The following is a 23,461-nucleotide window of genomic DNA, read 5'->3' on the forward strand; positions in this document are numbered from 1 at the left end:
TAGGCATCTTGCCTGCCCACCTCACCCACAAGAGAGTGATGTTTCTTGTGGGGTAGGCATCTTGCCTGCCCACCTCACCCACAAGAGAGTGATGTTTCTTGTGGGGTAGGCATCTTGCCTGCCCACCCACCCCACAAGAGTGTAATTTTTCTTGTGGGGTAGGCATCTTGCCTGCCCACCTCACCCACAAGAGGAGTGATGTTTCTTGTGGGGTAGGCATCTTGCCTGCCCACCTCACCCAAAAGAGAGTGATGTTTCTTGTGGGGTAGGCATCTTGCCTGCCCACCTCACCCACAAGAGAGTGATGTTTCTTGTGGGGTAGGCATCTTGCCTGCCCACCTCACCCAAAAGAGAGTGATGTTTCTTGTGGGGTAGGCATCTTGCCTGCCCACCCACCCCAAAAGAGAGTGATGTTTCTTGTGGGGTAGGCATCTTGCCTGCCCACCTCACCCACAAGAGAGTGATGTTTCTTGTGGGGTAGGCATCTTGCCTGCCCAGTTTTCAGTTGATTTATACACACTTACTTAGTTCAAGTTTCGACTGAAAATTCTTCTGGATCGATATCCCAATTTACCCAGCGAATTGCTTCCCGTGCAGTTTGCATATCGGGTGGTACGCGCAAGGCGTGAATGTGTCCGGTGCTGGGGCAGGTCATTTTTAATAAATAAACTGGTTCTTTTTGAGGAATTTCATGATTTTGAGGAAAATCATTCAAATCGAATCCGTCAATATCTGCTTCAATTTTTAGCAAGGTGTATTCTCGCCAAGTATCTAACTCTTCAGCTTCTAATTCCTGACAAATTCGGGCGTAACCAATGGCTTGAATTAGCACTCGTCTGAGTTCGGCGTTTTTTTCAGATAAAATCCATTCTGCTTGCCAATTGTTTGGGTGTATTTTGCCGTATTTTTCTGGTAAGGTTACTCCATGATAAGAATATAAGCTGTATCCATCGGAAAACTGGATTGCGGGTTTTCCTTCGGCGTGGAGGCGATTTTGATTGTCGAAAAAGAGTTGAGTGGGGCGATCGCATACAATACAAACCTTCTCATAAGCCCAGATCCAGCCGCAATGCTCAAAAAGCTGGTTGAGGCAATGAAACGCTTCCTGTGTTTTTAGATCGAGTACGCAACCTAATTTAGAGACACAGTATTCAGTCACGGCGATCGTTGTAATCAGGTCTTCCGGGGTAATGTAACTCCCTACCTTGAAGCCGTCATCATACAACTTTTCCCCCAGTTTTTCTCTGATTTCCTGTCCGGGTTGAAATACGATTAGCAAACATAAAGAATCCCACAGTTCCGTACTCAGTAGTTTTCTTGTTAATTCAAACAATTCCTCTGGTAGTGGTTCTCCCAAGCTCTCACATGGACGTAATGACGCAATAGCTGCGTATGATGGGCTACTGCAAAAAATAATCTCAGGTTCTGCTTTGCCAATAACTGCGTAGGCAGATTTTATGGCTTCTTTTGCTTTTTGACGATCGATTGGCTTTTGGGAGAGGGTGTGCCACTTTTCTGCGTGCGACGATATACTCAGGTCGGAAATTTGATTGACATAGAGATGTAGGTTGGTCAAGTTAGTCAGGGTTAACAGCGGGCGAATGTCGGAAATTTGATTGCCACTGAGAGTCAGTTCGGTCAAGTTAGTCAAGGTTGAAAGCGGACGAATATCAGAAATTTGATTGTCATCGAGAGTCAGTTCGGTCAAGTTAGTCAGGGTTGACAGCGCACGAATGTCAGAAATTTGATTGTCATTGAGAGTCAGGTAGGTCAAGTTAGTCAGGGTTGACAGCGCACGAATGTCAGAAATTTGATTGTCATTGAGATTCAGGTAGGTCAGGTTGGTTAGGGTTGACAGCGCACGAATGTCAGAAATCTGATCGCTGAACTCGTAGCCGAATGCGTCAAACTTATTTTCGCCGATCTCTAGGCTGGTCAGGTTGATCAAAGTTGACAGTGGACTCAAGTCGGAAACTGGATTGTCACAGATACACAGCCTGGTCAGGTTGGTCAAGGTTGATAGCGGACTGAGATCGGAAATTCGACCGTGACCTAGATTCAGGCAGGTCAGGTTGGTCAGTCCTGACAGCGGACGAAGGTCAGAAATTGGATTGACGTAGAGGTTGAGGAAGGTCAGGTTGGTCAGGGTTGATAGCGGACTAAGATCGGAAATTTGACTGTTCGAGATCTGCAGTTCAGTCAGATTGGTCAAGGTTGACAACGGACGAATGTCGGAAATGACGCCGGATGTATAGCTAGAAATACTAAGTTTGGTTAGGTTGGTCAAGGTTGACAGTGGACGAATGTCGGAAATGGAGTCATAGCCAGAAATCCTAAGTTCAGTACAGCTTGAAAGTATCCGATCCGCTTCATAGCAATCAGAAGTTTTAGCATACTCTAACAGCACTTCGACGGTATGCCTTGCCTCTTTTGATATGCTGTCTTTGTTTAAACACCAGTCAGCAAAGCTGCTGAATGTTGGGTTCTGGTTTGGCTTTTGTTCGGACATAAGGCAACGGTATTTTATAAACGTGTATTTAATTTGGATGATTTATATCCCCGCATATGCCTTAACGATTAAAATCGCGGCTACACAAACAAAGTCCGCCTACGCGGACTATAAGAAAAGCAAGGTATTTAAACCTGCGTAGGCAGGTTTTGTTTGTATAGGTGCGATTTTAATCGTTCGTTGCATGATGTAAAATAAACCATTGTTGACCCGGAGAAAACAAAGTCCGCCTGCGCGGACTATAAGAAAAGCAAGGTATTTAAACCTGCGTAGGCAGGTTTTGTTTGTATAGGCGCGATTTTAATCGTTGGTTCCACGATGTAAAATCAACCATTGTTGACCCGGGGATACCTTTTTCGGATAAGCTAGCATCTAAGCGTGTTGTAATTCTTTAATCCTATGCTAGACCTAACAAAAGTGGCGCGGCAAATGCAGGGTATCAGTCAGCACCTGAATGCTGAGACTGCTGCTTCTCGCAAAAGATTGGAATTAGCAACGCAATTGCTGTGGCGATCGCAAGCTCAACAATCGGAATTAGTCCAGCGACAACAGCAGTGGCGCGATCGCCTCATTTTCACCGCCGCCGTACCTGTTGAACCTTTGGATACCCGCGTCGAAATTCCTATTCCGCCAAAATCTCACACCGTCATCGCTACCGACGGTTCCCAAATGACTCCCAGTCACCACGAAATTGCCTATTGCTATCTGATTAATATAGGCCGAGTCGTGTTGCATTACGGTCAAGGACGCCATCCATTTATGGATAGCCTCCCAGAAGTTTTCTACAAAGCTGACGATCTCAATATCTCTCGTCAGTGGGGTATTCGCATCGAAGAATGGTTGGGTTATTGGCGTACTGCCTCCGAAACTGTAGCTTTGGCTGAACTATGCACGAGTTGGGCAAAAAGTCAAGAAGATGGAGGGGAAAATTCTCAATTGCCAATTACCAATTGCCAATTACCAATTACCAATCCAAAATCGATTGTGCCTACTTTGGCGATGGTGGATGGGTCGCTGATTTATTGGTTTTTGGAACAGTTGCCTTCTGAGGCGCGGGCTCGCATCCTTACCCCAATTTTTGCAGCTTGGGAACAAATTCGCACTGCTGGAATTCCCCTCATAGGGTATCTCAGTGCTTCTAGAAGCAGCGAGGCGATGAATTTTTTACGTTTGCCGGTTTGTCCGCACCCGGTGCCTAACTGTCAAACTTTTTGTCATAATTTAGACAAACTACCCTGCCAAGTTTTAGACCCTTTACGGGATACTCGGTTTTGGTTATCTCAACTGCAACCGGGACAGCGCAGTCCGTTGTGGCGCAGTGGGGCGAAGATTTTGGATTTGTACGGAAAAGGGCAGAGTATTTATTTTTGCTATGTCCATGTCGGGGCGGAAATTGCGCGGATTGACATGCCTGGTTGGGTAGCAGAAGATGCGGTGATGTTAGATCGAGCCTTAAGTCTGATGCTGGCGCAAGTGCAGAAAGGTTATGGTTATCCTGTAACACTTGCCGAGGCGCACAATCAGGCGGTGGTTACCGGGAGCGATCGCGCGCGTTTCTTTGCGATGCTGGAACAACAAATGATCAAAGCTGGTTTAAGAAACGTCGGCACTTCTTACAAAGAAACTCGCAAGCGAGGAAGCATCGCTTAATCGGGGAGAGACGCAGAAATATAGGGATTTTCTCTATTACAGGCGTCGTTGTTTCCCATCTAAGATCTTGCACCTGTACTTCCAGTTTGCTTGGAGATTAAAATCCCACAACGAGTAACTGAAGTCCACTTAAGTGGACGGAAAACTGTTTTAGGGGTGGTACATAACCACACCCGTTCAGGACTTACCCACGACGATCGTATCACCTTTGTTTCCAGCTGGGATCTCTAGTTTCCCAGTCGAAGATTTTTCCTTGAAACCCGGTTTCTTTGCCTAAGTCCCGCCGTTTTTTAGTCGGATTTATCCGACTTTAGCTATTAGACTCTTAATTTATTCCCCGTCGGTTCATCGCAACTGGTGCAAGATCTGAGCGATCGCACTTCCTTAATCTATGTTTGATAAGATTTGTTTCAAGTCTGGCGCTGCCATACTGTTTCCCTGAATAACCGCTACACACAATCGCGCTTCGGGGTAAAGCCGATCGCCCATACCGAGCGTAATTTTTACTTGTTAGCACTGCTCGTGGGACAAGGTGACGCTGCTAACTTTGCTGACCGTATATGTACGGCAGGTAAATATTGTATCAAAAGGCTTGCAAGCTAGCAAACAACCTCACAGGGGGGATATAGTCATGAATGCTACTAATTTGAGATTAATCCACGAAGCTGCCGATGCTTTAACAGGTCCGGACTTATATCCTTGGGATTGTGGCCCTGCGGTAGCCCAATTGCAAGAGCTTCTGCGCGCTCATGGTTTCGACTTGAGGGTAGATGGGGACTTTGGTTGCATGACAGAAGCTGCGGTGAAGGCGTTTCAACGGCAACAAGGGTTGAGAATTAATGGCGTCGTAGATGCCAAGACTTGGGTAGCATTAAAGACAACCGTCCAACCCGGAGCTCGCATCCTCAGAATCGGACATACGGGTGCTGATGTATACGAACTTCAAGGATTGTTGCAAGTCCTGGGTTATAACGTTCGCCGCAGTGGTATGTTTGATGGTGATACCGAACAGGCAGCGATCGCTTTTCAGAAAAAACATAAGTTAAGAGCCAACGGTAAAATAGATCCCATCACCTGGACAGTATTGCGAGGTCGTGGCCCTTTGCCTACTCCTCCTAAACAAATTGGATGGTTTTTCAATCCTCGCCGCTGGTGGTGAGCTATTTGGCGCTTAGGTTGGGTTTTGATTAACTACCCGAATCCAACCTACAACCAAGTTATTTTAACGCTCTGGCATCGTATTTTTTTTAGCCAAACCAGAGAAAATTATCTATGTAATTTTCATCTATCTCGGGACTTACCCAAAGAAACCGGGTTTCTCCGAGGGATTTTTTTACCCACACCAGAAAAAATTATCTATGTAATTTTCATCTATCTCTACGATAACAATACCCAAGTTCCTGATAATTCTGCCAAATGGGGAGGGTTGAGAAGTTGCAGAAGTTGGGTAAGTTTATGTAACCTAAGATATAGTAAATTATCAAAAAATATTTATAAAGAAGAAAAAAAGGGGTGATGGGGCAAATATAGCGGGCATTTTTTGTTGACAACTAGGCTGCTGGGAATGAAATTGAACAGCTGATTATTTGCCGTTGAAAAATTGATAAAAAAAAGATTGATTAGGAAAGTATAAAAATAAAGCAATAGAGGTAATTATTTAGGAGAGAGTAAATAAAATAAATGGAGTATAAAAAAATGGAAAAGACGAAGTCTGTAAATTTAGAGATAAAAACTGTGGAAACATTGCTGCAAGAACTGACAAGATTGGGTCAAAGGGTTGCCGAATTAGAACAGGTTGTCATCCCTATACCAACTCAAATAAGTCAGGAAAAAGCGTTGTTAACTGCCATAAGCAAAATTGGGAAAAGTTTTAATCGGGAGAGTATTGTTCAGACAACTGTCAAAGAAGTTCGCCAACTGTTTAAGGCGGAACGGGTAGCAATATTATGCTTTGAAACAGACTCTTGCCATGGGGGTAAATTTGTCGCGGAAGATGTGTTACCTGAATGGCCTTCGGTATTGAATGAAGCAGTTGAGAGTCTCTGTAATGGGGATGCTAAGGATTGGGAGTTAGGAAATGTAAGAGCAACCGACGATATTTATCAGGCTCAGAGATGCGATTATAATCTGTTAATGCTGACCCGGTTTCAGGTCAGATCCGAGTTAGTTGCACCGATTTATACGGGGGATCGCTTATGGGGGTTGCTGTGCGTTCACCAATGTGCGAACAAAAGGCAATGGGAAGCGCAGGAAATTGAGTGGGTAACCCAAATTGCAGCGCGAGTGGGAGTAGCACTGCAACAGGCAGAATTACTGGTAGAGGCGCAACAGCGAGCCGCAAAATTGGAAACAAAGCTAGCAGAGCAATTGCAAAAACAAGCAGAAGAATTAGCCACAGAAGAGCAGCGGGAAAGAGTTTTAGAGGAGTTGATTGCCAAAATCCGCGCTAATTTGGATATTGACGCGATTATCCAAACTACAACCGCAGAAGCGAGACAGCTATTCAAGTGCGATCGCGTGACAGTTCATCGCTTTAATCAGGAGAGCGAAGGTGAGTTTTCGGCTTTATTTCCTTTGTTTTCCTTTCTGGCGCATCCTAAGCAAAGCTTTGCCGTCGATGATGTTTATCAATTACTAGAACAGATACAATTGCGATCCTATTGCGTCGCACCGATATTTGTAGGGGAAAAACAGTGGGGGTTGTTAGCAGCTTACCACGATGGGGAACCGCGTCGCTGGGAACAAAGAGAAATTAAGTTTTTGACGCAAATTGGCAACCAGTTGGGTTTAGCATTGCAGCAGGCAGAAGCAGTTAAAGAAATGCGGATGCAATCAGAGCGGTTGGCTAAAACCTTGGAACGAGAGAAAGCCGTTGCAGCCGTTATAGACAAGATTAGGCGATCGCTCGACATTAACGCAATTTTCCAGACCACCGTTTCTGAAGTGCGCCACTTAATTAAAGCAGATCGAGTGGGGATTTATCGCTTCAAACCCGACTGGAGCGGCGAATTTGTTGTAGAATCAGTTGCGTCAGGTTGGCTCTCCATATTCCAGCAGCAGATAGAGAACCCAAAACTGCGCCAAAGCATCAACGAATGTAGCGTCAAACTGTTAGCCAATCCTCAAATCGTCGATACCTACATGCAAGAAACTGGGGGAGGTTCCTACAGCAGAGGCGAGAGATTTCGCGTTGTTGACGATATCTACAAAGCCGGATTTTCTGAGTGCTATCTTGAAGTACTTGAGAGCATCCAAGCAAAAGCTTACGCCATAATTGCCATTTATCAAGGGCAGCAGTTATGGGGATTGCTAGCAGCTTACCAAAATTCCGAGCCAAGACATTGGGAAGCAGCAGATATTAATTTTTTGGTTCAAATAGGCAGTCAGTTAGGCGTCGCCGTACAGCAATCAGAATTACTCAGACAGGCAGAACAAAAGTCAACCGTACTGGCAACAACGCTAGAAGCTCAGTTGCGCCAAAGAGGGAACGAATTAGCCGCAGAAGCAGAACGGGAAAAAGCGATCGCCCAAGTTGTCGAAAAAATTCGCCAAACCTTAGATATTGACACCATTTTCCAAACCACCGCCACCGAAGTGCGTCAACTGCTAAATGCGGATCGAGTGGCAATGGCGCGCTTTATTCCCGGCACTGACTACTGTGAAAGCGAATTTGTCGCCGAGGATGTTTTACCTGATTTTGCTTCAGCGATCGCCGCCAAAGTTAAAGACCACTGTTTTGGTAACAACGTCTCGCAATACTATCAAAAAGGGCGGATATGGGCAGCAAACGATATCTACGAAATGGGAATGCAAGATTGTCATTTAGCAATTTTGTCGCGGTTCCAGGTGAGAGCGAATTTGGTCGTGCCTTTGTTGAAAGGAGAGGAACTTTGGGGATTGCTGTGCATTCACCAATGCTCTGGTCCCCGCCAATGGCAAGAAAAAGAAATTGAATTTGTCATCCATATTGCCGTTCAGTTAGGGGTAGCACTGCAACAAGCCAAATTACTGAAACAAGCGCAAAACCAATCAGAAGAACTGCAAGCATTACTCACACAAGTACAGGCACAAAAAGAGCAACAAAACAAAATTGCCGAACGGGAACGTGCCTTCGGCAGGATGATTGAAAGAATTCGCCTCAGCTTAGACATTGACGTTATTTTCAGAGTTACTACCTCAGAAGTCCGACAAATTCTCAAATGCGATCGCGTCGCCTTCTATCAGTTCAAACCCAACTGGGATGGCGAATTTGTCTTCGAGTCAGTCGCCGAAGGTTGGATACCTTTCGTGCAAGAAAACCATAACGTTGGTTGGGTTGATAGCTACATGCAAGAAACCGCTGGTGGCAGATTTCGCAACCACGAGAATACTGCCGTCAACGATATTTATAATGCCGGACTGACCGAGTGCCACATCGAAATTCTCCAACAATTTCAAATCAAAGCTTACATCGTCGTTCCCGTTTTTGTTGGTGAAAAACTGTGGGGATTATTAGCAGCTTACCAACATTCAGAACCCCGTCATTGGGAACCAATTGATGTCAGCTTACTGGCTCAGTTGGGCAACCAATTAGGAGTCGCACTACAACAAGCGCAATTGCTAGCACAACTGAAAAAAGCCAAAGAAACCGCAGATGCAGCTAACCGCGCTAAAAGCGACTTTCTCGCGCACATGAGTCACGAACTGCGGACGCCGCTCAACGCCATTTTAGGCTTTACCCAATTGATGAGTCGCGATGATTCTCTTAACTTGGAACAGCAAGAAAACCTGAGCATTATTAACCGCAGCGGCGAGCATTTACTAACCTTAATTAACGATGTCTTGGAAATGTCCAAAATCGAAGCTGGTCAAACAACCTTAAATGAAAATAGCTTCGATCTGTATCGCCTGCTGGACTCAATCCAAGACATGCTCGAAATAAAAGCCGCAGAAAAAAGCCTGCAACTGATTTTCGCTCGCCCCACCGACTTACCCCAATATATCTGCACCGACGAAAGCAAACTCCGCCAAGTTTTAATTAATTTATTGGGGAATGGGATTAAATTTACGCAGCAAGGAATTGTTATTCTAAGAGTGTCAGTAGTTAGTTGTCCCTTGTCCCCTCTCAATAGCAAAAACCAACTGACACTTCAATTTGAAATTGAAGACACAGGTCCAGGTATTGCCTCAGAAGAAATAGACAACTTATTTGAACCATTTGCTCAAACCGAAACCGGGCGAAAATCGCAAGAAGGCAGCGGTTTGGGATTACCTATCAGTCGTAAATTCGTGAGATTGATGGGGGGAGATATTAGCGTTACGAGTACGGTAGGACTTGGCACCAGCTTCAACTTCCACATTCAAGTTAAATCGGCTGAAAGTTCTGAAATTCAGCTGGCAAAATTTGAGCATCGAATCATCGGTTTAGCACCCGGAAAACCGACTTACCGAATTTTAGTAGTAGAAGATAAATGGGCCAATCGTCAGTTATTAGTCCAACTGCTTTTACCCCTCGGTTTTGAAGTCAAAGAAGCAGCCAACGGAGAAGAAGCGATCGCGCTAGTAGAAAACTGGTCACCCGATTTAATCTGGATGGATATGCGGATGCCTGTAATGGATGGCTATGCCGCCACTAAAGAAATTAGAGCTAAAAATTGGAATAAACCACCCATCATCATTGCTTTAACCGCCAATGCCTTTGAAGAAGAACGCATGATAGCCTTGTCTATTGGCTGCGATGATTTTGTTCGCAAACCATTTCAAGAAAACACTATTTTGGAAAAAATGGCAGAGTATTTAGGCGTACAATATACTTACGCCGAACAGAGCAATCGTTCATCAGTCATCGATAACGCTCTAAAAGAATTACCCATCACCAATTACGCATCACCAATTACCAATTTGCGGATATTGTTGGCAGATGATAATATTTTCAACCAAAAACTTGCCGCTGGGATGCTCAAGCAATTAGGTTATGAAGCAGATGTGGTCAGTAGCGGTGTAGAGGTATTAGAAGCAATGCAGCGCAACTCCTACGATGTCGTGCTGATGGATATGAAAATGCCCTTAATGGATGGACTAGAAACCACTCGTCGTATCTGTCAACAATGGGTAGATGGTTCTCGTCCTCGAATTATTGCCATGACTGCTAGTACCCTAGAAAGCGATCGGCAAGAGTGTTTCGCGGCGGGAATGGAAGATTATATCACCAAACCGATTCGCTTGGAAGACCTTAAGACAGCTTTGAGCAGATGTCAACCCATTAATCCAAAAGATAGCAACGTGGCTGAGATTTTAGATCAAAATGCGATGCAAAATCTCCGCAGTGCAGTCCCAGATCATCCCGATAAATTTCTCAGAGACATGATCGATGGTTACTTGGCAGAAACTCCAGAACTAATGCAAAACATCCGGCAAGCGATCGCACAACCCGATCCAGCTAAACTAGACATAGCGGCTCATACTTTGAAGTCGATGAGTGCTACCTTTGGCGCCAACACCTTTACCCAACTGTGCAAACAACTGGAATTCATGGGAAGATCTGGAGCGATTGCTTTTTCCCCCGAACAACTCGCGCAATTAGAAACCGAATATCAACGGGTAATAGCCGCTTTAGAACTTGAACGGCAAAAACTTCGGTGGTAATTGCTAATTGCTAATTGCTAATTGCTAATTGCTAATATCGCTTCCATTAGCCATTAGCTATTAGCCAACTCAATTTGGTGGTAATTGCTCATTGCTAATATCCCTTCCAGCCATTAGCTATTAGCCATTAGCCAGCCATTAGCCACTCAAAAAGACTCTGGTGTATCCGACAAAGTCTCAATCAATAAATCCATTTTTTGCTGTTTCTCTTGCAGAAAAGTTTCGCACTGACGCAAATATTCAACCGCTGCTGTAAACTCGTCAAAAACAGCAGCCAAATCCAAATTACCCGCTTCAATTTGTGCTATAATTGCTTCTACTTTCGCCACCGTTTCTTCATAATTAAAATCTTGTTTAACAGGCATTTCAGCCCGATTTAAACTAGAAGAATTCCTAGACTTAACCATAAAAAACCTTCTTTAATCTTCTTCTTCGCGTTCTTCGTGCCTTTGCGGTTCAATTATCCAAAATTTCAATAACTTTAACCTTAACCCGCCCTTGCCCCAACTGAATCAACAACTCCTGTCCTAGTGCTAACTCAGTCGATGAACGAACAATACTCCCATCTTCCTCCCTGGCGACGGCATAACCGCGTTGCAAAACAGCTTGAGGATCGAGAGTAGCCAACTTTTGCTGTAGCAGATGACAGCGCTGGGTAGCTTGTTCGAGACGCCGCCTGGTTGATTGTATCAGCTGCTGACGCAATAGAGCGATCGCCTCTTTTTCCCGTTCAACTTGCCTATGTAACCGCAACCTGAGCAAGCGCGATCGCAACTGTTCTATTTTACCTTCCGCCGCCTGCTTTCGTTGTTGCACTGCCTCGTACAAATCAGCAATGCGTTGCTTGTGTTCGATATAAAGTTCTGCTATTTCTGGTACAACAAGCTCAGCTGCTGCTGTGGGAGTATGGGCGCAAACATCTGCCACCAAATCAGCGAGAGACTCATCCCGCTGGTGTCCGATACCTGTGACAATGGGAATCGGACAGGTTGCGATCGCTCTTACCACCCTTTCGTCGTTAAAACACTCCAAATCCTCAACCGCGCCACCTCCCCGCGATAGGATGATTACTTCCGAGCGGCGATCGCGCACCACCCGTTCAATTGCCCTTACAATCGATAGTGGCGCTTGCTCACCCTGCACCTGAGCCGGTGAAAATAGTACCTGTAAACCCGAATATCGCTGCTTGAGAGTGCGTTGAATATCTCCCCAAGCAGCAGCTTGCGGCGAAGTAACGACAGCAATAGTTTGAGGATGCGTTGGCAGACTTCGCTTTCTTTCCGGCGCAAACAGACCTTCCGCTTCCAGTCTAGAACGCAACTGACGGTATCGCAGACTTCGCAACCCCTCTCCAGCGGGTAACGCTTGCCAAACAGTTATTTGATACTGTCCCCGTTGCGGATATAGCCGAATACTGCCCAAAACAATTATCTGTTCTCCCGCCACCGGCAGCGTTGCCAATCTATCAATTTGACTCGTCCATACAACGCAACTAATCGCTGCTTTTCCCTGAGAGTCTTGCAGCGTAAAGAACAGTCCGCTTCGATGGCGATTGATACTAGAAACTTCCCCAAATACCCAAACTTGCCGCAGTTGGTCATCCTGCTCCAGTAGGAAGCGGATATAATCGGTCAACCCAGCGACTGATATAGCTGTTTCGGGAATTAGCGCATCTGCAATTAAATCATTCATATTATGTTGAGGCTATGGGGTTTCCCCGCGTCCTTAGCGTCCGGTGCATCTCCCTGTCCTCTTCAAATGTCCAGGATATCAAATCATTAGCGCCAATCTCCAAATCTTCGTTATCGCAGACAAACGGGTCTCAGTGCTGGGGCGGAATCTGGGCTAAATCATCCGCCTGCACCCGATCTATGCAAGCTCGCAATTTTTCACCCAGCACCTTTACGTGAGGTTCTTGTAACATGCTAAAGGTGTCGCCAGGAACATCATGGATCTCCAATCCTCCAGCAGCCAGTTCGCTCCATCCCAAGTCAGGTTCTAAGAAGTCAATGTCCTCCATAGCCCGGAACAGGGTCACTCGTTCCGGGTAGACCTGTGGTGCAAATACAAACCTTTGTCCCTCACTTTTTCCCTGGCGATAAGCGAAGTCTTGGTAATCTTGAGGTAAAGGACGGCTCATACTTTCGTAAAACTTGCAGTAAATACTCATTAGCCTACTCTTGACATTCTGGATATTCTGCTTCATCTTGTTCAAAACGTAGGCATGTCCAATTTGGGAAAAGTTATTCCAGTGGGCAGCAACCCAATCTTGGACTGACAATGTTTTGATGGTATTCTCATCTCTTAGGGTACCTAACAAGGCTAGCAGCTCCACCTTTTGACCTTGTGCGTGGAGTTGCTCAGCCATATTATAGACAACCCTGCCTCCGCACATTATGCCTGCTAGAAAATAAGGACCATTCGGTTGAATCATTTGCATTTCTTTGATGTAGTAAGTGTCCAGGTTCTCAACCAAATTCTGGGAAACTTCATCCATTATCCCTACTGCTAGTCCATAAATTGGTTGCTCAGGATCTAGATGACGTGCCAAGTTCCGGCAGTATTCAAGACCTTCACCAAGTACGTGGATAAAGAACAAAGGCGGCTTTCTTCCACCAGCTTGAATTACCGCTAATGAGGAACTTGACGCCGACCATCCTTCCTGGCGGAGAATGTTGGCCAGATGCGAAACTGTCGGTGCCTGGAAGACGGCAGCCAAGGGGAGATTTTTGTTGAAGGCTTTTTTTATTTCAGCGACCAGGGCTACAACTAGCAAGGAGTGCCCTCCCAACTCGAAGAAGTTGTCCATCACGCCGATAGGCTGGATGCCTAAAACTTTTTCCCAAATCTTTGTCAGTTGTAGTTCTAAATCGTCTCGCGGCACCACAAAATTTGCTTCTGACCCTTGCCTGGTTTGGTCAGGTGCCGGTAGGGCGCGGCGATCTAATTTTCCGTTGGGGGTTAAGGGCAGGGCATCTAGGAAAACGAAAGCGTTTGGCACCATGTATTCGGGCAGCTTCTGTTTCAGGAACCCGCGCAGTTCGTCAGCTGGAGATGGCTGCTCTTGCTTGGGAACGATATACGCTACTAGACGTTTGTCACCAGCTTCATCCTCCCGCGCCAGGACGACCGCCTGCCGTACAGATGGGTGTTGCTCCAGCACTCTCTCGATTTCCCCTAACTCTATACGATAGCCCCGTACTTTGACCTGATAGTCGATGCGACCGAGAAACTCAATGTTGCCGTCGGGCAGGTAGCGGGCTAAATCCCCCGTTTTATACAGTCGCGCCCCTGGTTCTTGGCTAAAGGGGTGATTAATAAACTTCTCAGCTGTCAACTCGGGGCGGTTGAGGTAGCCCCGAGCTAAGCCAGCACCGCCAATGTGCAGCTCACCCGGAACACCGATCGGCACGGGCTGAAGATGAGAGTCTAAAATATATATCTGCACGTTGGCAAGGGGACGACCAATTGTCGGCTGTGCTGGCGCTGTTTGTACGTGACACACACTGGCGTTGACTGTACACTCTGTTGGACCATAAACGTTGTAGAAACTGATCTGTGCGCTGTTGGCTAGAAGTTTCCAAGTGGCTTTGTCCAACGGTTCTCCACCTATTAACACCACAGCCGGAACCCGCTCTGGTATCTGGGTTAATCCGGCAGCGAGTAAAAGCTTCAAGTGAGAGGGAGTGCAGTCCAAAACGTCCAGTGCATGACGACTCAAGTAAGACAGCAATTCATTGCTGTCGCGCCGTACTTCCTCCGGCACAATGTAGAGAGTATGACCATTGAGTAACTGAAGAATTTGCTTAACTGAAGCATCAAAGCTCAGAGGTGCGTTCAAGCTTACCCGCAGAGGAGAACGCTGGTGGCTGTATATAGCCTTATTCAGAGCCGTCGCTAAGTTCACTGCGGATCTGTGCTGAATCATGGCTCCCTTAGGTTTACCTGTAGAACCCGATGTGTAGATTACATAGGCTAGGTTCTCAGATGTTACTTCCCTGAGCAAGTTCTCTTCGCTGTTCTGGTTTATCTTTTCCCACTCAGAGTCCAGGCAGATTGTTTTGATTCCGAGAGCGGGTAACTGAGTCGTCAGACGCTTCTGGGTCAAAAGCACTGGTACTTGAGCATCTTCCAACATAAAAGTTAGACGATCCTGCGGGTTGGCGCAGTTCAAGGGCAGATAAGCTCCCCCAGCTTTGAGGATCCCTAGCAGTGCAACCAACATCTCCAGCGAGCGCTCCATGTATAGTCCAACAATTACCTCTGGACCTACTCCGAGCGCCCTCAGGTGATGCGCTAGCTGATTCCCACGGCGATTTAGCTCCCCATAGGTTAACTGTTTGTCTTCAAATACCGCTGCTACCGCATCCGGTGTCCGCTCCACTTGAGCCTCGAATAGCTGATGGATACAAGCATCCTGTGCATAATCTGTTTGGGTATCATTCCACTCCACCAGCACTTGTTGCTTTTCGATCTCGCTGAGAATATCTAACTCGCTTACTAGCTTTTCTGGACCCTTCACAGCGCTTTTTAACAGCGTTTCAAACTCATCTGCAATCCGCTGAATTTGCTCTTTTTCGTACAATGTTGGATCGTAGTGAAACTCTATATTCAAATAACCATTGGCTTGAATGCCGGATACTTTCAGCTTGAACCAATCTGTACAGACGTACTTTTTCTCTATTGAAAATCTCACACCGCCAGCATATTGTTCCCCTGGCCATTGCTCAAAATCAAAGCCTATGGGAAATAATCGACTATTTATGCTGTCTTTTTCACTATTCTCTTTGTCTATAAAATATTCTTGCCATGGGTAATGATTCCCCAGTGAATTACTAATTTTTTCTAAAATTTCCCTAAATCGAATATCATCTTCAAAATTGGTATAAATAGGTATATATTTAGCGAAAAGACCAATTGACTCCTGCAACTCTTTAGAGCTTCTACAATCAAAGAGAGTATGAACAACCACTTCCGATATTCCTGCGAGCCTCGCGAGCAGAACTTGCCAGCACGCCAGCAAGAATGCTGAAATCGATCTGTCTTGATTTCTAACGATGCTCTCAATTTCCTTAACTAGATTGGGCTTGATCTGTAAAATAATACAGTTTGGTTGCAATCTATGGAAAACAGCATTTGATGTTTCAACATACTTTTTTTCAAAAGGAAGTAACAAATCAGGAAGTTTGTATACTTGCTGCTTGTTCCAGTACTCTTTTCCTGCTGCTACTTCATCTTCTTCAACCAACTCATTTTGCCCTGATGAAACTTGAATATCTTGCAGGCGTTGCTCGATTATTTCATTCCCTTCAAGACATAGATTATAACACTTGCTGATTTCCCCGATTAGATTATTCATACTCCAAGCATCTGCACAAATCGCAGGCATATTGACCATTAAAACATGCCTATTGCTTGACAGAACTAGCAAATGGAAATGCACCAGTGGCCCTTGTTCAAAATCGAAAGATAAGTTTCCTTGCTCTCTGAACACAGCATCAACTTTACTTTCTTGTTCTCCCTCTCCTAAATCCCTCATATCTAATTCTTGGTATGAGAGTACCATCCTTTCTACGATGTCTTGAAGCGGCATATCCATGCCTGGTAAGCGACGAAAAACTGTACGAAGAATTTCATGACACGTGATGACTTGATGCAAAGCTTTCTTCAAAATATCTTTTTCCAGCTTTCCTTCCAGGGAAATAGAACACTGTACACGATAAGCTGAACTATTTTTTTGCAACAGCCAGAGTCGCTTTTGTTCAATATAAAGGCCAAACCCTTCAAGCTCAAATACTTCCTTTTCCATGATTGCACCTCTTTCTGAAAACACACTTTCGTTTTTCAATAGTTCCGCCATAGCCACTAAGATTTTTCCTGATTATACAAAATTTCACGACCATGAGATGCCAAAAAATTATCCAGCATTAAAATATCCCCTTTTTGCCAAGATAAAGTAACAGCTGTTTTCTGATAAATTCCACTTTGATCTAATACTGTATTTTCAATCGGCTCTCCATTCCCATAAAAAGCATTGCGTGGTAGCTGATCTTCGATTGTTCTGGGCAAAATCGGCGGTGCTTGTAAACCCACCCCTTCCCGACGCGCCGCCTCAACTTTCTCAGCCAAGCTAGTTATAGTCGGTGCTTCAAACAAACTGTAAAGCGACAACTCCACAGAAAAAGCATCCCGCACCCGAGAAATCACTTGGGTCGCCAGTAGCGAGTGACCCCCCAACTCAAAGAAATTGTCTTGAACACCAACCTTGTCCAACCCCAGCACTTGGGTCCAAATTCCCACTAGCACCTCCTCGACAGGAGTCCGAGGTATCTCAAAGGTTTCTTCTAACTCCGGTCTAGCCTGATCGGGCGCTGGTAAAGCGCGACGATCGACCTTACCATTGGGAGTCCGAGGCAACTTAGAAAGCAGCACGAAGGCAGAAGGCATCATGTAATCCGGCAGCTTGTCCTTGAGGCAGCGGCGCAATTTCCTGACAATAATACCTTGTTTGTGGTTGCGAGCGACATCAGCAAACAAGCGCTTGTCACCCGGTACATCTTCTCGTGCCGTCACCACGACTTCCCGCAGATTGGGGTGTTGCCCCAAAACTGACTCAAGTTCTGCCAATTCAATCCGGTTGCCTCGAATTTTCACCTGATGGTCAATCGGACCGAGAAACTCGATATTACCATCCGGTAGGTAGCGAACTACATCTCCAGTTTTATCAAGACGTGCCTCTGGTTCCTTATTAAAGCGATGGGAAATAAACTTCTGCTCAGTTAACTCCGGACGGTTGAGATAACCCCGCGCTAAACCCGCCCCGCCAAGATGCAGTTCGCCCGGTACACCGATAGGAACAGGCTGCCGATCGGCATCTAATATATAAGTTTGCGTATTAGCAATCGGACGACCAATCGGTGGAGCTTTTTGACCGTCTTGCCTCACTAAAGCATAAGTTGAATAAACCGTATCTTCAGAAGGTCCGTCAAGATTGAATACCTCCTGAATCGTTTCCTGTTGATAGAGAAGTTCTACCACCTGTAAGGGTAAAGCTTCCCCTGCCAAGTTAACCGTGCCGACTCCATCAGGAATACGCTTCGCTCTCACTAACTCCGCGATCGCAGAAGGAACCCCCGGATTCCAATCCGGATAACGCTGGGTCAAAAAAGCTGTCACCCCATCCGATACGGGCATCTTTACACACCCATACCGCTTCGGTTCCAAACGCAACGCCATCCGCTGTGCATGAGGAATCGCAATCGGTTGTAGCGCCCCCAGTCTCTCTACCCAAAAAGCCTCGTGTTGAGCAATTAACCCATGCAACTGCTCAATCCGCTCTGTCCTATCCGACTCAATCTCACCAAACCGATACCCAACTTGTAACCCAAATCTGTCAACCAGATCGGAAAGAGATTGCGTTTGACCATCCATCGTCAGCACCTGACGCAGCGCGATATCGTAACTTGCTGTAGCCACCCTCAAAAAACCAGGTTCAATTGCCGTTACCGTCCCCGGAGGCGACTCTGACTTCTGAGCAAGAACCTCCACCTTAGAGACAACCAACAACTCACTCCCAATCGCCAACTTTGCTAAACCCAATCGATTGCAGTACGAGCCAAAATCCAAACCCCTCACAACAGCATCCATATCGCAGGCACAACAATTAAAAGAGAGAATACCTCCAGCCAACAGCCTTTGCGAGCGCGGAAAATAGGTTCGCTCATCTAAATTTTGCTGTTTCGCTAAAACTTGATCGCTTGCTAGCTCATCAATTAACTCTTCCAACGAACGAATCGCCGTGTCATATCCGTTTCCTACAGCAATGTGCAGCCTTCTACTGATAGAATATTTAGCCTTGGGGCTTCCACTTCACTCAAACTGATCCAGAAACCTCCACTCCAAGTCGAGCGATAGGCAAACACCTTTAGCTCAAAGGCTAAAGGGAAAAATCGGCACTTTCCCTGGGATACATTTTCAGGGTAAATGAGGAACCCGTAGCACTTAACCCTAACTAAATAGCTTTCAGACTAAAAGCCTTGCCATGTCGTAAATAGCTAAGGAAATTCTTGCTATGGTGTTTAAAAAAGTAGGATTAAGGTACGAACATGAATTCCTCCTATCAGCAGCGATTAGCTGCATCCGCTACAGATGCAGTGTGAAAATCTTGTGTTAATTATCAGTATAAACATATTTATGTTAATTCAAACAAGCCACCTTGTAAATAACTTAAGCCTTTAATTTTGCTCTCGTGTTAAACTAATTAGCGAAAGCCAATAGCGGTGACTTACTTGCCCGTAAACTTTATTTATTTCTGCCCAACTTAACAAATAAACCTTTGAGTGTCTAGTCTAAATTTACAAAATATTACATAGTCAAATTTACTCTTGTAGGAGCGTGTATTTACCAAATCTTCCGACTGCGAGTTTATACAGAACCTGGTTTTAACCTATATCTTCTAAAGCTTTATGCAACTTGTTTGAGCAAAAAGCAACAGAGAGAGCAGCTATAAAATTAAGAGTATAAAAAATTACCTTTCACTCTGATAAGCGACAGATAGTTGTTGTGGAATCGGTTAGAGGAGTTTAGCAGTTCAGGGGGCGACAAGCGCGCCAAAGGCTTACGATCAAAGGGCAAAGCCCTTCCAGCTTCCCTCTGATATCAAATCCGGTTGCATCGGAATGATCGGCCTTTCTGGGTAATTGCTAATTGCTAATTGCTAATTGCTCCTACAGGGATTAATTCCGATGCAACGGTCAACGATATGAAATACCAAGCTTATTGGCAAGGAAACCAACAGAGATACGAAAACAACTACCAGTCGTAGCCTATATATGGAAAAAAAGAACGGTTTTATTGTTTGAACAAGACCGGGATTTCAGTTGGGTAGGGCGAAAGCGTTGTCGCTAATTTCCCCTCTCAGAACCGGACTGCTCATCTCCGAATTAAGACAGTGTGTCTTTTGTCAACGAGTCAATGTACTTAAAATCTGTTTTAACTTTCGGTGGGGGTATTTCCGGGATATTACTTTCAGCAGAATGTTCTCCCTAAAGCCAAAAAGGAATATCCTAAATTGTCGGAAGTTCCGTCCCAGGTGCTGCAAACAACAATCAGGCGACTTTATGATGCCTGGGATTTCTTTTTGAAGAGGGGTTATGGTTTTCCCAGATGCAAAAAGTATGGACAATTCAAATCTATCCTGTATCCCCAGGTGAAAGCCAATTGCCTTACAGGATGGCAGATTGCATTACCAAAACTTGGTTCTATTCCGATTAACCTACATCGACCAATCCCAGAGGGATTTGCGATCAAGCAAGTGAGAATAGTCAAGCACAACCTCACGGTCATGCTATTGGAGTTGACCTGGGATTGGAGAAGTTTTTGACAACCTGGGATAAAGAGTTTATCAGTAGACCGCGATTGTTTGTGGATAAGCTTGCGTCGGCTTAAAGTGCTACAACGCAGGTTATCTAACGCAAGTTGCTAGTTACATCAAGCGGTACTGGTAATGGCTAATCGCTAATGGCTAATGGGTAGTTGTCAAGAAGGCAAAAGCCTGTTAACCCAAGCGAGCAATTAGCAAGCGAGCAATTAGCAAGCGAGCAATTACCGCTGTCACAAGTTATAACTAGCAACTTGGGTTATCTAGGAAGAAGAAACGGTGATCAAACTACGAGAAAGCTCGGCTCAAGGTTGCCAGACATCATAACCACATCACTCACACGAGGAAGAATTTCCATTATAAAACTGCTCATCATCTTTGCGACCAGGCTGGAACGGTATTCCTTGAGGATATTGATTTCCAAATAATGGGTAAAGGGGTCAGCAACAACAGCCAGTTTTTTAGCAGCAGCGGGGCGGTTTTGCAGTTCTCGGCGTTGAATGGCAACTGTAGAAGCGGAAGCCAGGGTAATAATTTCGTTTTGGATTAATAAAGGCGTGTAAGAATTGGATTCGTTTGTATCTGCCACCCGCCTGGGATTCAAATCCCAGGCTAATAGCTTAAGTCGGTTGAAACCGACTGGAAATACCTCAGCATTAGTCCGTTTTAACGGACTTTCGCTATAGCTGTGGAAATTTATTTCCGGGCGGGGTGAGAGGAGAAACGAAAAGCCTTCTGAATCATTGATTTCCCGATGATATCAATGGGAAACCGACATCTTTATATTCCCAGGAATCGGCAATGCCGCCAAGGGAACATATTGCAATACCCCATCCCCAACAATCAGTAAACGTTTGTTTCCCAATTGATTGGCGACAGGGGCGAGAAGCATCTGACTCAGTGGCAGTTCGCTTGCTAAATTAGCGGCACTATTGCGAGTGAGAGATGGGCGGAAAGTTTGGGCGGCGGCTTCAATTTCGCTGCGAGGGGGAAGTACGTAACTGGGGATGCTGTTTTTGGTGACTGCCCAGAGATAACTGCGCTTTTTGCCAAGGGAATATTCTAAAATTAGAGTATCGTCATCGAGTACCTGTTGTTGAATCTGTTGTAGGTTTAGGGGTTCGGGATATTTGAGTTCGGCGTAGCGGGGACTGGTAGTGCGAATTTGGGCTTCGAGTTGTTTGAGTTGAGCGAGAACGGTGTCAATTTTTTGTTTAATTTCATCGAGTTCTTGTTCGGTATGCTGACTGCTAACAAGTTGATATTTGCGATGTTCAAAGGCGTTGAGTTGTTGTGGCAAACTGCGTTCTTGTTCTAACAGTTTGGGGTCAACGCCTTGGCGGATATCTGCCTTAGCTTCGCTGAGGAGTTCGAGGAGACTTCTGGCGCGAGAACTTTCGCTGGCGTGGAGTGCTTGGGCATCATATCCTTGGGATGGGTTTTGTTGATGCAGTTGCATTAAAATATCGATATATGTTTTATAAATATGTTGTTGTAAACAGAAACAGCTATATAACGCAAGTTGCTAGTTATCTCTCTGGGAGCGGCTAATGGCTAATGGCTGGTTAATTTTATATTTTAAATGGAGCTGAAATTAGCAATTAGCAATTAGCAATTAGCAATTAGCAATTAGCAAAGCCAAAGTTTATAACTAGCAACTTGAGTTATATACAAATTGTCAGAGTTCTGATAATTCTAACGCCATCCCTCAAAGAACAATTGATGAACTCACAGCCAAACCCTTAATTTTAATCGGACAAACTTGGCAACCAAGGCAGATCGGTAATTCCCGGATCGTAACCCAATTGACTCAACAGAGTCGTTAATTGACCGCGATGATGAGTTTGATGGTTAAACATATGCGTCACCAAAACCCAAGTTGGTAGAACGCGAGTTTTACCATCCACATTGCTGGTATATTCAAAAGGTTGATCCAGCCATTCTGGGGAAAGCGTCTTCGACCATTCAATTATTTGCCGCTCCATCAATTCTCGCTGTTTGCGAAGTTCGTCGAAATTGGAATATAAATCATGACCCAATTTACCCGCAAAACTTTGTCCGGTGAAGCGTCCCATCCACGCGCGAAAGCGACGATTTTTCCTAGAAACTTTGGTGTTTGCGTCTTTCTTTGCGTCACCGCCAATCTCCCTGCACGGTAAACGCCGCCCAATAATAAGGAGACTGCCGATTTGCAGAATTCCACATCTCTAATTGTGCCTCTCTCAAAGCCGTTATCGGATTTTGTCCCCCTTGCAACATCTTCTGATAAAACTTCGCCATTAACTCCGAAGTCGCCGCATCATTCACACTCCACAAACTCACCACCACCCGCCTCGCCCCAGCATACATAAAGCCTCTTGTCAAGCCCACCAAACCTTCACCTTTCACATTTTCACCCAAGCCGGTTTCGCAAGCACTCAAAACTACCAATTCCGCCGGTAAATTCAGGTTAAAAATATCGTGGAGGCGCAAAAACCCATCTGAGGGATTGCCTTTTTGGTCATAAAGAGATAGCACTACACCTGATAATTCAGGAGCGATTGGATCTACTAATCCGTGAGTGGCGAAGTGGATAATTTGATATTGGGCTAAATCGGGGTTAGTTGCGGTTTGGCGAGAAGCATTAAAATCAAAAGCTTGGAAACGTTGCGCTTCTGGAACCAGGGCGAGAATTTTATTAGCTTCATCGCGAGTATATGCGAGGCGATCGAATATTTTGCCACCTCCCCCTTCCCCTAAACCTAAGTTCCGAGCCGCGCGATTCAGGTTAAGATTAGATAGTGTATCCGGAGTTTGTGCGGGTGGATTACCTGCAATGCGAGGATCTTTGAGATTAAAAATCGGATCGGCAATGACAGCGATCGTTTTGGCGACTGGGGAACGATTTTGCAGTTGGCGACGTTGAATCGCAACTGTAGATATAGAAGGGAGAGTAACAATTTCGTTTTGGACTAACAAAGGCGTGTAAGAATTGGATTGGTTTGTATCTGCCACCCACCTGGGATTCAAATCCCAGGCTAATAGCTTAAGTCGGTTGAAACCGACTGTAAATACCGGAGAATTAGTCCGTTTTAACGGACTTTCGCCTCGTGACCACGGCTCTGCCTGGGAACGCCGGAAATTTATTTCCGGGCGGGCTAGTTGTGAAACAGACAGCTCAGTTGTATCTGCAACCCACCTGGGATTCAAATCCCAGGCTAATAGCTTAAGTCGGTTGAAACCGACTGTAAATACCGGAGAATTAGTCCGTTTTAACGGACTTTCGCCTCGTGACCACGGCTCTGCCTGGGAACGCCGGA

At 45.4% G+C, this 23,461-nt stretch carries 13 protein-coding genes and 2 pseudogenes; 4 read left to right on the forward strand and 11 right to left on the reverse strand.

Annotated features, from left to right (window positions below; all coding sequences use genetic code 11):
- The 3 genes from MiSe_RS36855 to MiSe_RS36865 form a co-directional block, all read right to left on the reverse strand.
- The coding region (locus MiSe_RS36855; protein WP_226589787.1) for a hypothetical protein at positions 1 to 220 on the reverse strand (220 nt) is incomplete at its 3' end.
- A 14-nt stretch (positions 221 to 234) separates the two neighbouring features.
- Complete coding sequence (locus MiSe_RS36860) at positions 235 to 432, reverse strand: hypothetical protein (RefSeq protein ID WP_226589790.1); 198 nt, start codon at positions 430 to 432, stop codon at positions 235 to 237.
- A 97-nt stretch (positions 433 to 529) separates the two neighbouring features.
- Positions 530 to 2,509, reverse strand: a complete 1,980-nt coding sequence (locus tag MiSe_RS36865) for a leucine-rich repeat domain-containing protein (protein ID WP_226589794.1) — start codon at positions 2,507 to 2,509, stop codon at positions 530 to 532.
- Between the two features lie 399 nt (positions 2,510 to 2,908).
- Between MiSe_RS36865 and MiSe_RS36870 the strand changes: the two genes are divergently transcribed.
- From MiSe_RS36870 to MiSe_RS36880, 3 genes are all read left to right on the forward strand, one after another.
- Positions 2,909 to 4,159 (forward strand): DNA double-strand break repair nuclease NurA, encoded by a 1,251-nt coding sequence (locus tag MiSe_RS36870; RefSeq protein WP_226589796.1) that lies wholly within the window; start codon positions 2,909 to 2,911, stop codon positions 4,157 to 4,159.
- Positions 4,160 to 4,790: 631 nt separating this feature from the next.
- Positions 4,791 to 5,318, forward strand: coding sequence for a peptidoglycan-binding domain-containing protein (locus MiSe_RS36875; RefSeq protein WP_226589799.1), 528 nt, complete (start codon positions 4,791 to 4,793; stop codon positions 5,316 to 5,318).
- A gap of 536 nt (positions 5,319 to 5,854) precedes the next feature.
- Positions 5,855 to 10,783 carry a GAF domain-containing protein gene (locus MiSe_RS36880; RefSeq protein WP_226589802.1) on the forward strand — a complete coding sequence of 1,643 codons (4,929 nt, stop codon included), beginning with the start codon at positions 5,855 to 5,857 and terminating at the stop codon, positions 10,781 to 10,783.
- Between the two features lie 146 nt (positions 10,784 to 10,929).
- Here MiSe_RS36880 and xseB read toward each other — a convergent pair whose 3' ends face one another.
- From xseB to MiSe_RS36900, 4 genes are all read right to left on the reverse strand, one after another.
- Positions 10,930 to 11,190 carry an exodeoxyribonuclease VII small subunit gene (gene xseB, locus MiSe_RS36885; RefSeq protein WP_226589804.1) on the reverse strand — a complete coding sequence of 87 codons (261 nt, stop codon included), beginning with the start codon at positions 11,188 to 11,190 and terminating at the stop codon, positions 10,930 to 10,932.
- Between the two features lie 49 nt (positions 11,191 to 11,239).
- Positions 11,240 to 12,475 (reverse strand): exodeoxyribonuclease VII large subunit, encoded by a 1,236-nt coding sequence (gene xseA / locus MiSe_RS36890; protein ID WP_226589807.1) that lies wholly within the window; start codon positions 12,473 to 12,475, stop codon positions 11,240 to 11,242.
- 130 nt (positions 12,476 to 12,605) lie between these two features.
- Positions 12,606 to 16,592 (reverse strand): non-ribosomal peptide synthetase, encoded by a 3,987-nt coding sequence (locus tag MiSe_RS36895; RefSeq protein WP_226589810.1) that lies wholly within the window; start codon positions 16,590 to 16,592, stop codon positions 12,606 to 12,608.
- A gap of 56 nt (positions 16,593 to 16,648) precedes the next feature.
- Entirely contained in the window at positions 16,649 to 18,568 is a 1,920-nt protein-coding gene (locus MiSe_RS36900) for an AMP-binding protein (protein WP_226589812.1), read from the reverse strand.
- Positions 18,569 to 19,793: 1,225 nt separating this feature from the next.
- Here MiSe_RS36900 and MiSe_RS36905 point away from each other — a divergent pair.
- Positions 19,794 to 20,252 (forward strand): annotated as a pseudogene (locus tag MiSe_RS36905) (RNA-guided endonuclease InsQ/TnpB family protein); the annotation flags it as partial.
- A gap of 193 nt (positions 20,253 to 20,445) precedes the next feature.
- Here MiSe_RS36905 and MiSe_RS52310 read toward each other — a convergent pair.
- The 4 genes and pseudogenes from MiSe_RS52310 to MiSe_RS36925 form a co-directional block, all read right to left on the reverse strand.
- Entirely contained in the window at positions 20,446 to 20,751 is a 306-nt protein-coding gene (locus MiSe_RS52310; RefSeq protein ID WP_307731611.1) for a hypothetical protein, read from the reverse strand.
- Positions 20,752 to 20,922: 171 nt separating this feature from the next.
- Positions 20,923 to 21,621 carry a hypothetical protein gene (locus MiSe_RS36915; protein WP_226589815.1) on the reverse strand — a complete coding sequence of 233 codons (699 nt, stop codon included), beginning with the start codon at positions 21,619 to 21,621 and terminating at the stop codon, positions 20,923 to 20,925.
- A 289-nt stretch (positions 21,622 to 21,910) separates the two neighbouring features.
- Positions 21,911 to 22,246, reverse strand: a pseudogene (locus tag MiSe_RS36920) (DinB family protein); the annotation flags it as partial.
- A gap of 49 nt (positions 22,247 to 22,295) precedes the next feature.
- Positions 22,296 to 23,461, reverse strand: a 1,166-nt coding sequence (locus MiSe_RS36925; protein WP_226589821.1) for a CHAT domain-containing protein, incomplete at its 5' end; no start/stop codon positions are given.

The organism is Microseira wollei NIES-4236 (genome assembly GCF_020521235.1).
In the GTDB taxonomy this organism is placed as follows: domain Bacteria; phylum Cyanobacteriota; class Cyanobacteriia; order Cyanobacteriales; family Aerosakkonemataceae; genus Microseira; species Microseira wollei.

Coding starts and splice junctions, on each gene's coding strand:
- MiSe_RS36860 (WP_226589790.1), bottom strand. CDS start 432: ATGCCTACCCCACAAGAAACATCACTCTCTTTTGGGGTGGGTGGGCAG.
- MiSe_RS36865 (WP_226589794.1), bottom strand. CDS start 2,509: ATGTCCGAACAAAAGCCAAACCAGAACCCAACATTCAGCAGCTTTGCT.
- MiSe_RS36870 (WP_226589796.1), top strand. CDS start 2,909: ATGCTAGACCTAACAAAAGTGGCGCGGCAAATGCAGGGTATCAGTCAG.
- MiSe_RS36875 (WP_226589799.1), top strand. CDS start 4,791: ATGAATGCTACTAATTTGAGATTAATCCACGAAGCTGCCGATGCTTTA.
- MiSe_RS36880 (WP_226589802.1), top strand. CDS start 5,855: ATGGAAAAGACGAAGTCTGTAAATTTAGAGATAAAAACTGTGGAAACA.
- xseB (WP_226589804.1), bottom strand. CDS start 11,190: ATGGTTAAGTCTAGGAATTCTTCTAGTTTAAATCGGGCTGAAATGCCT.
- xseA (WP_226589807.1), bottom strand. CDS start 12,475: ATGAATGATTTAATTGCAGATGCGCTAATTCCCGAAACAGCTATATCA.
- MiSe_RS36895 (WP_226589810.1), bottom strand. CDS start 16,592: ATGGAAAAGGAAGTATTTGAGCTTGAAGGGTTTGGCCTTTATATTGAA.
- MiSe_RS36915 (WP_226589815.1), bottom strand. CDS start 21,621: ATGCAACTGCATCAACAAAACCCATCCCAAGGATATGATGCCCAAGCA.